This window comes from Pseudomonas sp. SJZ103 (assembly GCF_007828335.1).
Taxonomy (GTDB): Bacteria; Pseudomonadota; Gammaproteobacteria; order Pseudomonadales; family Pseudomonadaceae; genus Aquipseudomonas.
The window spans coordinates 156,907-170,398 of sequence record NZ_VIUN01000003.1 but is presented as its reverse complement, the minus strand read 5'-3'; the positions used below and the strand labels follow the sequence as shown (position 1 = coordinate 170,398).

At 61.6% G+C, this 13,492-nt stretch carries 11 protein-coding genes; 6 read left to right on the top strand and 5 right to left on the bottom strand.

Annotated elements, in window-relative coordinates; translation table 11 throughout:
* Nucleotides 1–41: 41 nt before the first annotated feature.
* Together parC and FBY10_RS08915 are read left to right on the top strand one after the other, a co-directional pair.
* The gene (gene parC / locus FBY10_RS08920) at nucleotides 42–2,306 is read left to right on the top strand and encodes a DNA topoisomerase IV subunit A (protein WP_131696780.1); all 2,265 of its coding nucleotides are present in this window, start codon (nucleotides 42–44) and stop codon (nucleotides 2,304–2,306) included.
* Between the two features lie 173 nt (nucleotides 2,307–2,479).
* Nucleotides 2,480–3,190: a membrane integrity-associated transporter subunit PqiC gene (locus FBY10_RS08915; protein WP_131696779.1), complete on the top strand. Its 711-nt coding sequence runs from the start codon at nucleotides 2,480–2,482 to the stop codon at nucleotides 3,188–3,190.
* Nucleotides 3,191–3,369: 179 nt separating this feature from the next.
* On the opposite strand, the gene FBY10_RS08910 is transcribed toward FBY10_RS08915, so the two are convergent.
* Nucleotides 3,370–4,902, bottom strand: coding sequence for an AhpA/YtjB family protein (locus FBY10_RS08910; RefSeq protein ID WP_131696778.1), 1,533 nt, complete (start codon nucleotides 4,900–4,902; stop codon nucleotides 3,370–3,372).
* A gap of 133 nt (nucleotides 4,903–5,035) precedes the next feature.
* Between FBY10_RS08910 and serB the strand changes: the two genes are divergently transcribed.
* Nucleotides 5,036–6,250: a phosphoserine phosphatase SerB gene (serB, locus tag FBY10_RS08905; protein ID WP_053139356.1), complete on the top strand. Its 1,215-nt coding sequence runs from the start codon at nucleotides 5,036–5,038 to the stop codon at nucleotides 6,248–6,250.
* A gap of 110 nt (nucleotides 6,251–6,360) precedes the next feature.
* On the opposite strand, the gene asd is transcribed toward serB, so the two are convergent.
* The 3 genes from asd to FBY10_RS08890 are packed head-to-tail and all read right to left on the bottom strand — an operon-like array spanning nucleotide 6,361 to nucleotide 9,646.
* Nucleotides 6,361–7,221, bottom strand: coding sequence for an archaetidylserine decarboxylase (asd, locus tag FBY10_RS08900; RefSeq protein WP_145336009.1), 861 nt, complete (start codon nucleotides 7,219–7,221; stop codon nucleotides 6,361–6,363).
* Between the two features lie 16 nt (nucleotides 7,222–7,237).
* A complete protein-coding gene (locus FBY10_RS08895; RefSeq protein WP_131696776.1) occupies nucleotides 7,238–8,053 on the bottom strand; it encodes a rhodanese-like domain-containing protein in 816 nt (271 codons plus the stop codon).
* Nucleotides 8,054–8,110: 57 nt separating this feature from the next.
* Nucleotides 8,111–9,646, bottom strand: a complete 1,536-nt coding sequence (locus tag FBY10_RS08890; protein WP_145336011.1) for an HDOD domain-containing protein — start codon at nucleotides 9,644–9,646, stop codon at nucleotides 8,111–8,113.
* A gap of 167 nt (nucleotides 9,647–9,813) precedes the next feature.
* Between FBY10_RS08890 and motA the strand changes: the two genes are divergently transcribed.
* Complete coding sequence (motA, locus tag FBY10_RS08885) at nucleotides 9,814–10,665, top strand: flagellar motor stator protein MotA (RefSeq protein WP_099583685.1); 852 nt, start codon at nucleotides 9,814–9,816, stop codon at nucleotides 10,663–10,665.
* Nucleotides 10,666–10,668: 3 nt separating this feature from the next.
* Complete coding sequence (gene motB / locus FBY10_RS08880; protein ID WP_145336013.1) at nucleotides 10,669–11,691, top strand: flagellar motor protein MotB; 1,023 nt, start codon at nucleotides 10,669–10,671, stop codon at nucleotides 11,689–11,691.
* A gap of 49 nt (nucleotides 11,692–11,740) precedes the next feature.
* On the opposite strand, the gene rsgA is transcribed toward motB, so the two are convergent.
* The gene (gene rsgA, locus FBY10_RS08875) at nucleotides 11,741–12,772 is read right to left on the bottom strand and encodes a small ribosomal subunit biogenesis GTPase RsgA (protein WP_053139368.1); all 1,032 of its coding nucleotides are present in this window, start codon (nucleotides 12,770–12,772) and stop codon (nucleotides 11,741–11,743) included.
* A gap of 108 nt (nucleotides 12,773–12,880) precedes the next feature.
* On the opposite strand from rsgA, the gene orn reads away from it, so the two are divergent.
* A complete protein-coding gene (gene orn, locus FBY10_RS08870; protein ID WP_010213620.1) occupies nucleotides 12,881–13,423 on the top strand; it encodes an oligoribonuclease in 543 nt (180 codons plus the stop codon).
* Nucleotides 13,424–13,492 lie beyond the last annotated feature (69 nt).

The following is a 13,492-nucleotide window of genomic DNA, read 5'->3' as shown; positions in this document are numbered from 1 at the left end:
GGCATTTCCGCTGCGCCTTACCAAACAATGATGAGGCCCGCATGAGTGACATCCTCGCAGACAGCTTAGATGGCGTAGAACGCCGGTCGCTGGCTGACTTCACCGAAAATGCCTACCTCAACTACTCCATGTACGTGATCATGGACCGTGCCTTGCCGCATATCGGCGACGGCCTCAAGCCCGTACAGCGGCGCATCATCTACGCCATGAGTGAGTTGGGCCTGGACGCCGACTCCAAGCACAAGAAGTCGGCGCGTACCGTCGGTGACGTGCTCGGTAAATTCCACCCCCACGGCGATTCGGCCTGCTACGAAGCCATGGTGCTGATGGCTCAGCCGTTCAGCTATCGCTACACCCTCGTCGATGGCCAGGGCAACTGGGGTGCGCCGGATGATCCCAAGTCCTTCGCGGCCATGCGTTACACCGAGGCGCGCCTGTCGCGCTATTCGGAAGTGTTGCTCAGCGAACTGGGCCAGGGTACCGCGAACTGGGGGCCGAACTTCGACGGCACTCTCGACGAGCCGCTGGTGTTGCCCGCACGTTTGCCGAATATCCTGCTCAATGGCACCACCGGTATCGCGGTCGGCATGGCCACCGACGTACCGCCGCACAACCTGCGCGAAGTCGCCACCGCCTGCGTGCGCTTGCTGGATGAGCCCAAGGCCACGGTCGAGCAGCTTTGCGAGCATATCCAGGGCCCGGATTACCCGACCGAAGCGGAAATCATCACGCCGCGCGCCGACCTGCTGAAGATGTACGAGACCGGCAAGGGCTCGGTGCGCATGCGTGCCGTGTATCACATCGAAGACGGCGACATTATCGTCACCGCGCTGCCGCACCAGGTGTCCGGTGCCAAGGTGCTGGAGCAGATTGCTGCGCTGATGCAGGCCAAGCCATCGAAATTGCCCCAGGTCGCTGACTTGCGTGACGAATCCGACCACGAAAACCCATGCCGCATCGTGATCATCCCGACCAACAGCCGGGTCGACCATGAAGTACTGATGCAGCATCTGTTTGCCAGCACGGAGCTGGAGTCCAGCTACCGGGTCAACGTCAACATCATTGGCCTGGACGGTAAGCCGCAGCTGAAAAACCTGCGCAACCTGCTGGTCGAGTGGCTGGAGTTCCGGATACAAACCGTGCGTCGCCGCCTGCAGTTCCGCCTCGACAAGGTCGAGCGCCGCCTGCACCTGTTGGACGGCTTGCTGATTGCCTACCTCAACCTGGATGAAGTGATCCACATCATCCGTACCGCCGAGCATCCGAAAGCCGAACTGATCGCGCGCTTCGAGCTGAGCGAGATCCAGGCCGACTACATCCTCGACACCCGCTTGCGTCAGTTGGCACGCCTGGAAGAAATGAAGCTGCGCGACGAGCAAGACGCGCTGCTCAAGGAGCAAGCCAAGCTGCAGGCCCTGCTGGGCAGCGAAGCCAAGCTGAAGAAGCTGGTGCGCACCGAGTTGATCAAAGACGCCGAAACCTATGGTGACGACCGCCGTTCGCCAATCGTGCAGCGTGCCGAAGCCAAGGCGCTGACAGAGACCGAACTGCTGCCGAACGAGAAAATTACCGTCGTTCTGTCGGAAAAGGGTTGGGTTCGTTCAGCCAAAGGGCATGATATTGACGCCACTGGCCTGTCGTACAAGGCGGGTGATGGCTTCAAGACTGCCGCAGCCGGGCGTTCCAACCAGTTTGCGGTGTTTATTGACTCCACCGGGCGCAGTTATTCGGTGCCGGCCCATACCTTGCCCTCAGCGCGGGGGCAGGGCGAGCCGTTGACCGGTCGCCTGACGCCGCCACCTGGGGCGAATTTTGAATGTGTGCTGCTGCCGGATGATGATTCGCTGTATGTGATCGCTTCCGACGCGGGCTACGGGTTCGTGGTCAAGGGTGAAGACCTGCAGGCCAAGAACAAGGCGGGCAAGGCATTGTTGAGCCTGCCGAACAACGCCAAGGTCATCCTGCCGCGTCCGGTGGAAGACCGCGAAGGCAACTGGCTGGCGTCGGTGACCACCGAAGGGCGCTTGCTGGTGTTCAAGATCAGCGATCTGCCGCAGTTGGGCAAGGGCAAGGGCAACAAGATTATTGGTATTCCCGGCGAGCGGGTGGCCAGTCGCGAAGAGTACGTGACCGACATCGCCGTGATCCCGGAAGGTTCCACCCTGGTGCTCCAGGCCGGCAAGCGCACGTTGTCATTGCGCCCTGACGACCTCGAACACTACAAGGGCGAGCGTGGTCGTCGCGGTAATAAATTGCCTCGCGGCTTCCAGCGTGTGGATGCTTTGCTGGTGGAAACGCCGGTTTAAGGCGTATTAGAGCCCTCGATCTACGATTTAAAGCGTAGATCGACGCTTTGGCGCTGGAGTCATGGCGCATATTCACGGATGATATGGCCTTTCCAGCGCCGGCGTGGCCGAGCGTGTTTAGGTTATTTTTAGTATTACATTGTGGTTCGCCTTGTGGCAGCCACCTGGATGGGATGATGACTGCTCCACGCGTTCCTCTATTTTTGATGCTCGCTGGCCTTTTGGGGTTGGCGGGTTGCAGCACACACAAGCCTGTGTCGCTGTACCAGCTGGACAGCGGAAGTCCAGCTCAGCCAGCCCAAACCGCTGGCATGGCCGTTTTGCTCGGGCCGGTGGTCGTGGCCGACTACCTGCAACGCGAAACCCTGCTGCAACGTCAGAACGATGGAAGCCTGCAAGGTTCCACCGATGGTCGTTGGGCAGGCAGTTTGTCGTCTGACATCAGCCAGTTGATGTTGCGTCAGGTGGCCGGTCAGTTGGACAGCCAGCGTGTGGTCCTGGCGCCCGCGCCCACCGGCTTCAGCCCGGATGTGCAGGTCTTGCTGACCATTACCCGGCTTGATTCCGGTAAATCGCAACCGGCGATCCTCGATGCGCAATGGCGCTTGATCGACCGTCGCGGCCAGGTGCGTGATAACCGCATCGTGCACCTGCAGGAAGAGCACGCCGGCACCACCGCGTCCCAGGTTCAGGCCCAGGGCGTGCTGCTGCAGCAATTGGCGCAGCAGTTGTCGGTGGCCCTCAAGCCATTGGCCAACCAGCCGCCGATTGCCGAGGCGCCACGCAAGCAGGCTCCGGCCCAGGCCAAGCCGGCAGAACCGCAAAAGCCGAAGATGCCGATGGCTACGCCGATCCGTACGGATATGGAAGTGTTCAGGTTCTGATCTGAAAAAGCTCCAACAAAAAAGGCCCGCTGACTCAGCGGGCCTTCTTGTGTGTGGAGATATAAGTCACGGCGCAGATCAAGTGTGGGAGGGGGCTTGCCCCCGATAACGGTGGTTCAGTCAATGATGTGCTAACTGATACTCCGCAATCGGGGGCAAGCCCCCCTCCCACATGTTCTTCAGGGCTTTGCGCGGGTCTCATGCATCCGCGCCAACTGCCGCTCCAGCATCGAGGGGTACGGCTCCATCAACCTTTCCACGCAGCTTGCCCCCTCAGGGCTGGCAATTGGGCGGATACGCGCGCGCTGGCGGATCAGCGTGTCTTCACTGATCTTGCGCTCCACCAGCAGCAGGTTACGGCTGTGTTGAGACAAGGCCAGTGCGTCCTGGGCGTTTTCAGTCAACAGCAGGTCGATCTGGCTCATGCCGAACAGATCATCGCCCACGGTGAGGCCCAGTTGCAGTTGCAGGGTGATGCCGCTGTCGGCGACTTCGATCTGCAATTCATGGCCCAGGGCGCGCAGCAACTCACCGCAGCAAATCGCATTGGTCAGGTAATCTTCGCCGCTGTCTTCGCTGTGGAACAGCATCAGCGTGCTGCCGTCGTTCAGGGTGTGCAGTTCGCTCTGGTACAGCGAGGCGGCCTGGTCGAGGCAGTCACGGTAGCGCTCCAGCAGTTCGGTCAGGCGTGCACGGGGCAGGCGGCGCAATTGGTCCTGGGCACCCAGTTGTACGGCGAGCACAGCGCTGTACTGCGGCTCGCTGCTGCGTACCGGCGGCGCCTTGGGGGCGATTGCGGTGCTGTCGGCTGACGTATCACGCAGGTCGGCAAAGGGGTCTTCATCGTCCAGGTCGTCTTCTTCGGCCTTGAAGGCATGACGCGGTGCAGGCTTGAGGCCCGCCACCGGCGGACGCTCGTCGAAGCCAGGGTCACGCAGGTTGCGCACTTCGAACTCTGGCTCGTCGTCGTAATCGGTGTCGTCGTATTCAGGCTCTGGCTCGACTTCAGGCACCACCGGTTCCGGGGCGAAGCTGGCGTGCAGCTGGCGGGCAAGGTCGCCGATTTCATCCTGGCGGTCGGTAGCCGGGGTGTGTTCGTCGATGTCCCGCAGCCAGATGCGCAGTTGCATGAGCGGCGTGGAGATATGCCGGCCCAGGCGCAAGCTCAGGGCCAGGGCCAACGCCAGCAGGATGGCGCTGAGGATACCCATGCTTTGCAGGCTGATGGTCATCGGCTGCTGGAACTGCTGCATGTCGAGGCTGATACGCAGTTGGCCGGCCTTCACGTCCTGAAACGTGATATTGCTCTGGTACAGGCCTTCGGCTTCGCCCAGCAGGCCGTTTTTCGGGCGCTGCCCGGCTTCGGCCATGATGCGGTTGTCCACGCTGTAGATGGCGGCATGGGCCACGAGCGGGTTCTTGGTCAGGTTGTTGAGCAGCACGTTGAGGCTGAGGATGTCGTTGGACACCAGCAGCTCGGTCGCCGAGGTGGCGGTTTGCGTGGTCAGGCTCTCGCCCAGGGCGTCGGCTTGCTCGTGCATGGCCTGCTTGAATTGCAAACCCATCACGCAGGCGTAGATCACCAGGGCCAGGGCGACCAGGATCACGTTATGGCTGGCGATGCGTAATGCGATCGGTACACGGCGGTGGCGCAGTGCCCGGAAGATCAGCAGGAAGAAGTTGTCGGTTTTTACTGGCGTGGGCCGGTTCACTTGAGCTCGGCTCTTGGTCCGTGAAGTTGACGCGCAGTATAGCGACAGGCCCAAGACCGGCAAAGCGCTGGCTGTGCCCGATGGTCACTGAAAGTGGGTAGAATGCGGTTTTTTTCCAGCCTGGGGGTGCGCCTTGCGCGAAATTGTCCTGATTAACATCACTGGGGAAGACCGCCCGGGTCTTACCGCAGCCATTACCGGCGTTCTGGCCCAGGGTGGTGTGAACATTCTCGACATCGGCCAGGCGGTGATCCACGACACGCTGTCGTTCGGCATCCTGGTGGAAATTCCCAGCACCGAGCAGGCCTCGTCGGTGCTCAAGGACATCCTGTTTACGGCGTACAAGCTCGATCAGCAGGTGCGTTTCACCCCGGTATCCGAAGAGGATTACCAGCAGTGGGTGGCCGGCCAAGGCAAGAAGCGCCATATCGTGACGCTGCTGACCCGCAAGGTCACCGCCGAACAACTGCAGCGCGTCAGCTCCATTACCGCGCAATATGGTTTGAATATCGACCATATCGACCGTTTGTCGGGTCGCATGCCATTGGACACCCCGGCCGACAAGGGCAAGGGCTGCATCGAGTTCTCCGTGCGTGGTGAGCCGGCCGACCCGCAGGCCCTGCGCGCCGAATTCCTCAGCGTGGCCCAGGAACTGAATGTCGATATCGCCTTCCAGGAAGATTCGCTGTTCCGTCGTAACCGTCGCCTGGCGGTGTTTGACATGGACTCCACGCTGATCGAAGCCGAAGTCATCGACGAACTGGCCAAGGCGGCCGGCGTGGGCGAGCAGGTTTCCGCGATCACCGAGCGCGCCATGGCCGGGGAATTGGATTTCCGCGCCAGCTTCAAGGAACGCCTGGCCTTGCTCAAGGGCCTGGATGTGAGCGTGCTGGACTCCATCGGTGCGTCGCTGCGCCTGACCGAAGGCGCCGAAACCCTGTTCGCCGAACTCAAGCGCCTGGGCTACAAGACGGCGATCTTGTCGGGCGGCTTCACCTACTTCGCCAAGCAGTTGCAGGCCAAGCTGGGCATTGACTATGTGTTCGCCAACGAACTGGAAGTGGTCGATGGCAAGGTGACCGGCGTCGCGGTCGAGCCGATTGTCGACGCGCAGCGCAAGGCGGATCTGCTGAAGGAATTGGCCCACAAGGAAGGTTTGCGTCTGGAACAGACCATTGCGGTCGGTGACGGCGCCAACGACTTGCCGATGCTGGCAATCGCCGGTTTGGGCGTGGCGTTCCGCGCCAAGCCATTGGTCAAGCAATCGGCCAAGCAGGCGATTTCGACCTTGGGGTTGGATGGCGTGCTGTATCTGCTGGGCTTTCGCGACCGCGACGGTCAGCTGTAACTGACTAAATGTGGGAGGGGGTTTGCCCCCGATGGCAGTGGTTCAGTCACTGATGTGTTGACTGATACCCCGCTATCGGGAGCAAGCCCCCTCCCACATTGGGTTCGGCGTCAGGCTTTAGGTAAAGCGATGCCTTGGCCCATCTGCACCGGCGAACCCGCCACCAGTTCCTCAGCCCACTTCACCTGATCCGGCCCGAACAGCACGATCGCAGTGGAGCCCAGCTTGAAGCGACCCAGCTCCGCACCCTTCTCCAGGTGAATCGGCGCGCGGGCGGCTTCGTCATAGTGGAAGGTTTTCAGTTCGCGCTTCGGCGGGGTAACCAGGCCGGCCCATACGGTTTCAATCGACGCGACAATCATCGCCCCCACCAATACCACCGCCATCGGGCCGCGTTCGGTGTCGAACAGGCAGACAACACGCTCGTTACGCGCAAACAATTCCGGCACGTTTTCGGCGGTGGTCTGGTTTACCGAGAAAATCCGCCCAGGCACGTAGACCATCTCACGCAGGGTACCGGCCAGTGGCATATGCACCCGGTGGTAGTCCTTCGGCGACAGGTAAATGGTGGCGAAATCGCCGCCCATGAACGGCGCAGCGACCGCGGCATCACCGCCCAACAGTTCCAGCACGCTGAAGCTGTGGCCTTTGGCCTGGAACACACGACCGTGCTCGATGGGGCCAAGCTGGCTGACTGCGCCATCGGCTGGGCTCAATACTGCGCCAGGGGTCTGGTCCAGTGGGCGGGCGCCGTCTTTCAGGGCACGGGTGAAGAAGGCGTTGAAGTGCTCGTAAGCGGTCACGTCCTCCACCAGCGCCTGGGACATGTCCACTTCGTAGCGCTTGGCAAACCAGGTGGTGAAGGCATTCTTGAACCAGCGCACGCGGCACTCGGCGATGCAGCCGGCCAACCGCGACAGCAGGTGGTGCGGCAGCAGGTACTGGCTGAGGATAAACAACTGCTTTTTCATTGACTGTCCTTAAACCTTAAATCTCGACGGGGGTGTCGGGGTGGTTGCCCCATTCGCCCCAGGAACCGGCATAACCTTTGACTCGCGGATAACCGAGCGCCTTGGCCACCAGGTAGGTGAAGCCAGAGCGGTGATGAGTCTGGCAGTGGGTGATGATTTCTTTGTCTTTGGTCAGCCCGAGGCCTTCGAGAATCTGCGGCATGTCACGGCGGATGCGCAGGTTGCGCTCTTTGTCCATGCCGGCCGTCCATTCGAAGTTCACCGCGCCGGGGATATGACCACCTTTGGCCGCAAGCACCTTCTCGCCGGAATATTCCAGCGGGCCGCGCGCATCCCAGATCCCCAGGTCGGCAGCGCCGAGGCGGCTTTGCAGGTATTCGCGGGTAGCGGTGGGGCCGTCGTGCAGCGTGAGACTGACCGGGCCGCCGGCCGGGGCGGGCACGTCGGTGGAGAGCGGGTGCTTGCCCTCCAGCCACGCCAGCAGGCCGCCGTCCAGGTAGTGGTACTTCTGGTGGCCGATCACGTCGAGCATCCAGATAAAACGCCCGGCCCAGCCACCGCCTTCGTCGTCATAGACCACGTAGGTAGCGTCAGGCGTGTGGCCCAGTTCGCCGAACAGTTTCTCAAGATCGGCCTTGCCGGGCAGCAGACCGGGTGCCGGCGCCTGGCCCAGTTGGGTGCGCTTGGGGTCAACGAAATGCGCGCCGGGGATGTGCCCTTCGGCGTAGCGGGCGGCACTGGTGAGGTCCACCAGAATCAGGTGTTCGGCATCCAGTTGACCGAGCAGGTCACTGGATTCGATCACCAGCGGCAAGCCAGAGAAGTCAGGCATGTGAGGTCTCCTGGGCACAAATGTTGGCGATAAAGGACGGCGATTGTAGCGCAAGCATCAAGCGCTGCGGTTGGTAAAGCTGTGCAGGGCTTTCTCGATGCATTGGGCGGTTTTACCGAAGGCCTGCACGGTGGTTTCCGAGAACGGCCCGCCGCCTTGGTCGGCGACCATCACCATCACCACGCGCCCGTTGCAGCTCATGGAGCGCAACAACAGGTGCTCGCCGGTGAACAGGCGGCGCAGGATCGGCGGCAGCAGTGCCGAGAACTGGGCGTGGTTTTCCGGTGTGAGGCGCACCTGGGCGGACTTTTCCAGCAGGCGCTGCAGCAGCGTGCTGTTGACCACATCCAGGCTCAGGTTGGCGGCGTCCTTCGGCAGGCCGTCGGCCTGATGCACACGCAAGGTGCTCAGGGCACGATCGGCCATGAACAACAGGACGCGCTGCATGCCGCTGGCCACCAGGGCTTCCTTGGCGCACGTAGTCAAATGCATGGCGTTGGCAAAGCGGCTCGGCTCCACCAGCAGTTCGGTACAACGCTTGCGCCAGACGGCCAGGGCTTCGGCGGTGGGCGGTGGTGCGGGCAGCAGGCCGCGATGAATCTTGTGTACATGCCAGGGCCAGATCAGCGACAGCGCCGGGTGCCAGAGATCGGGCATCAAGGTGTCGCGGGCACTGGTGACCGCTTGCTGGTGGACCTGTTGCTGCACGTCGCTCAGGGGCTGTTGCAGGTACAGCGCGGTGAGGTATTGCCAGCGCTCGGTGTGCGGGCAGGTCCAGGATTCCTGGGCCGACATCGCCAGGCCGTTGGCCAGCAGCACCGTATTGGCCGGCTGATTCAGCCAGCGGCGCAGGTTGGGTTCGGCGTCGAGCAATTGCTGGTGGCGCAGGGGGGCGTCTTCGCGGGCGATATGCAGGGCCTTGACCAGCAAGCGCTGCTCGGTCCGCAGCAGGGTATACCCCTGGGACACCCAAATCGGCAGGTGCCAGGTCTCGGTCAGGCCGAGGCACAGGTCCAGCAGGCGCACGCCGAACAATGCCTGTTCGACCTTGCGTGCCGACTCGCCCTTGTGGATGACCCGCAGTTCCCACTCCTCCAAAAGCTTGGGGTAGGCAACGGCCATCGGCCACAGCGGTGAAAGAAACAGCAGGCTGCCCCAATGAATGTCCTGCCACAGCCGCGCCAGGCGGCTGCCGAACAATCCATTGGCTTGTTGCGAGGCGTGCTGGCTGACCAGCAACAACTGGCGCAGCGCTACGGGAATTTCATGGGCCGGCACCGACGGCAGGCGTGCCAGCAGTTCCTCGGCGCGTTTGAGGCCCAGACGGTTAAGCGCCACTTCGAGGTTTTCCGCCGGCGCTGTCAGGCTGCCATGGGTGTGGCTGTTGGCCTCGCGCATGACGCTGAGTACGAGGGCCGGGCTGTTTTGCATCAGCTCGGCAATATCTCGCAACGAACTGCGGCTATCGCGGATGGCTTTGCATACGCGGTCATGGCTGGCCTGTGGAACAGGCAGCAGCACCTCGTCCAGGCGCTTGATCCAAGCGGCTAGAGAAGTAGGTTTTGCAGTTGGGACTGTCGTTTCATTAGCCATGATTGGGGCGCGATCATCACTTGCGGTCAACACACCCGGAGCGGGCCGAACTGGCTTTTCGCCTTAACGGGCTATAGTCTGGCGCAGTTTTGCCGATAAGAGGAACAAGAGTTTTTCAGTTCCCCCAAATATGTCCATGAACCCGACGGCGCAAGTACTCATCTCCTATGGCTAAAATTATCGGCATTATCGTCGTCTTCGCGAGCGTGCTCGGCGGCTACGTCCTGTCCCACGGTAAAATTGCGGCACTGATCCAGCCTTTCGAGGTGCTGATTATTGGTGGTGCGGCACTGGGTGCCTTTCTGCAGGCGAACCCCGGCTACATGACCATGCACGTGGTCAAGAAGTCGCTGGCAATGTTCGGTTCGCGTTTCACCCACACCTTCTACCTGGAAGTGTTGGGCCTGGTTTACGAGATCCTCAACAAGAGCCGCCGCGAAGGCATGATGGCCATCGAGGCCGATATCGAAGACGCTGCGGCCAGCCCGATTTTCGCCAAGTACCCGGCCGTGCTCAAGGATGAACGCATGACCGCCTACATCTGCGATTACCTGCGCATCATGTCTTCCGGCAACATGGCCCCCCATGAGCTGGAAGGCCTGTTCGACATGGAATTGTTCAGCCTCAAGGAAGAGCTGGAGCATCCCTCCCATGCAGTCACCGGTATCGCCGACGGCATGCCCGGCTTCGGTATCGTCGCGGCGGTACTGGGTATCGTGGTGACCATGGCCTCCCTGGGCGAAGGTGATCAGGCGGCTATCGGCATGCACGTAGGTGCGGCGCTGGTGGGGACCTTCTTCGGTATTCTCGCGGCTTACGGCTTCTTCGGCCCGCTGGCGACCTCCCTGGCCCATGACGCCAAGGAAGAAATCAACCTGTACGAATCGATCAAGGCCAGCCTGGTGGCATCCGCTTCCGGCATGCCGCCATCGTTGGCGGTGGAGTTCGGTCGCAAGGTCCTGTACCCGAAGCATCGCCCAAGCTTCGCCGAGCTGGAACAAGCGGTTCGCGGTCGCTAAGCCATGGAAAACAACCAGCCGATAATCATCAAGCGCGTCAAGCGCTTCGCTGCGGGGCACCATGGCGGTGCCTGGAAAATCGCCTTCGCCGACTTTGCCACGGCGATGATGGCGTTCTTCCTGGTGCTGTGGCTGATGTCCACGGCCACGCCCGAACAGAAGATCGCCATCGCCGGCTACTTCAAAGACCCGATTGGCTTCTCGGAAAGCGGTACGCCGTTCGTGATCGACCTGGGCGGCTCGCCGCAACTGGCGCCTGAGCGCACCATCAACCCGGAAGTCAAAACCGAAGCGCCGCAGGAAAAAATCCCGATCGAGCGCGATACCGTCGAAGCCATGGCCGAGCAGGTCGAGCACGAACGCCTTGAACTGTTGCTGCAAGAGTTGCAGAACAAGGTCGAGGAAAACCCGCAACTGCTGAAGTTCAAGGATCAGATTTCGTTCGAGATCACTCCGGATGGCTTGCGCATCCAGATCACCGACGCCGCCAACCGGCCGATGTTCGACTCTGGCAGCGCACGCTTGAAACCGTACTTTGAGGACATCTTGTTGGCCATGGCCGACACCATCAAGGCGGTGCCGAACAAGATCAGCATCAGCGGCCACACCGATGCCAAGCCTTACTCGGGCCAGGGTGACTTTGGCAACTGGGAGCTTTCCGCCAACCGCGCCAACGCGGCGCGTCGTGCGCTGGTGGCCGGCAGCTATCCGGACCCGCAAGTGGCGCGGGTGGTGGGTTTTGCGTCCTCGCAACTGTTTGATGCGAAGGATCCGTTCAACCCGATCAACCGTCGCATCGATATCGTTGTGCTGACCAAGAAGGCTCAGCGTGCGATTGAAGGTGATCAGCCCGCGCCACCACCGGTCCCAACTCCGGGAGCGGGTGCGCCAGGTGAGGTGCCGGCCGACCCAAACACCATTCCGCCCGGCCAGGAGCCATTGCCGGCCCATGAGCTGCGGCAGAAGCTGAACCTGTTTGATGAGGGTGGGGTGAAAGACCCTACGGTGCCTGGGACGGGTTCCTAAGTCACCTACAATAAGGCCGCGATGATCGCGGCCTTATTGTTTCGCAAGTTTAGTAACTACTTTCCGGCAAGCTCGCAATAATCGACCGATAGCTGTTCATGCGCTGCTGCTGCACGCGGCCATCTTCCAGCGCCTTGAGCAGGGCGCAGCCCGGCTCGCGATCGTGTTTGCAATCGCGGAAGCGGCAGGTGCCGATCAGGTCGTTGAATTCGATAAAGCCCGCTTCCACGTCGCTGCGGCTGACGTGGCCGAGGCCGAATTCACGGATACCCGGGGAGTCGATCAACTCACCGCCGCCCGGGAAGTGGAACAGCCGCGCCGTGGTGGTGGTGTGGGTGCCCTGGCCGGACAGCTCCGACAGCGGCCCCACGCGGGTATCGACTTCCGGCAGCAGGCTGTTGACCAGCGAGGATTTGCCCACGCCCGACTGGCCGACAAATACGCTGATACGCCCGTCCAACTGCTGTTGCAGCTGTTCCATGCCGTTGCCGTGGTGGGCCGAGACTTCCAGCACCGGGTAGCCCAAGGTGCGGTAGACCGCCAGCAGCGCGTTGAGCGCGGGGGCATTCTGCTCGTCGATCAGGTCGAATTTGTTCAGCAGCAACAGCGGGCGAATGCCGGCATGCTCGGCCGCCACCAGGTAGCGGTCGATCAGGTTGGCATGGGGCTCGGGCAGCGGTGCGAACACGATCACGATCATGTCGACGTTGGCCGCTACCGGCTTGAGCTGGCCGCGGCTGTCGGGGCGGCGCAGTTCGGTGGTGCGCGGCAGCTGGGCGACGATCACGCCGATGCCTTGGTTGCCGGCACGCCAGACCACCTTGTCGCCGGTGACCAGCGCAGGCAGGTTGGCACGCAAGTGGCAGCGGAACACCTGGCCCGCGAGTTCGCCTTCCAGCGCCTCGACTTCGACCTGTACACCAAAGTGCGCGATCACCAGGCCCGTCTGTTCGGGGCCCAGGTCGCCGCCCTCGAGCGCGTCCACGGCGGAGGATTCACGTTTGGCGGCGCGTGCAGCGCGTTCACCTTGAATCTTTTCGATGCGCCAGTTTTGGCGACGATTGAGCTGGCGTTTGGCCATTGGTGTTCCGTGTCGATAATGCAAAGGTTAGGTAAAACGGTCGCGAGTCTAGCACGGCCCCGCCTGCTAAACTGCGCAGCTACGCCAAGGTGCCAAGAGAATCAAGCCATGCAAAACCCACAGAACCTGATTTGGATCGATCTGGAAATGACCGGTCTGAACCCTGACACCGACGTCATCATCGAGATGGCGACCATTGTCACCGACAGTAATCTCAATACCTTGGCCGAAGGTCCGGTGATCGCCATCCACCACAGCGATGCCGTGCTCGCCACCATGGACGAGTGGAACACCCGCACCCACGGCAACTCCGGCCTGACCCAGCGTGTGCGTGACAGCCGCATCAGCATGGCCGAAGCCGAAGCCGAAACCATTGCCTTTCTGGAAAAGTGGGTGCCGAAGGGCAAGTCGCCGATCTGTGGCAACAGCATCTGCCAGGACCGCCGCTTCCTTTATACCCACATGAAGGCGCTGGAAAGCTACTTCCACTACCGCAACCTGGACGTGTCCACCCTCAAGGAGCTGGCCGCGCGCTGGGCGCCGGAAGTCAAAGACAGCTTCCATAAAGGCAGCACCCATCTGGCGCTGGATGATATTCGCGAGTCGATCGCCGAGCTGCAGCACTACCGCAAGCATTTCATCAAGGCTTGAAACGCAGGCTGCTGACCGGGCGCCTTCGCAGGCAAGCCAGCTCTCACACTTGAATGTATTCCCAGGTCC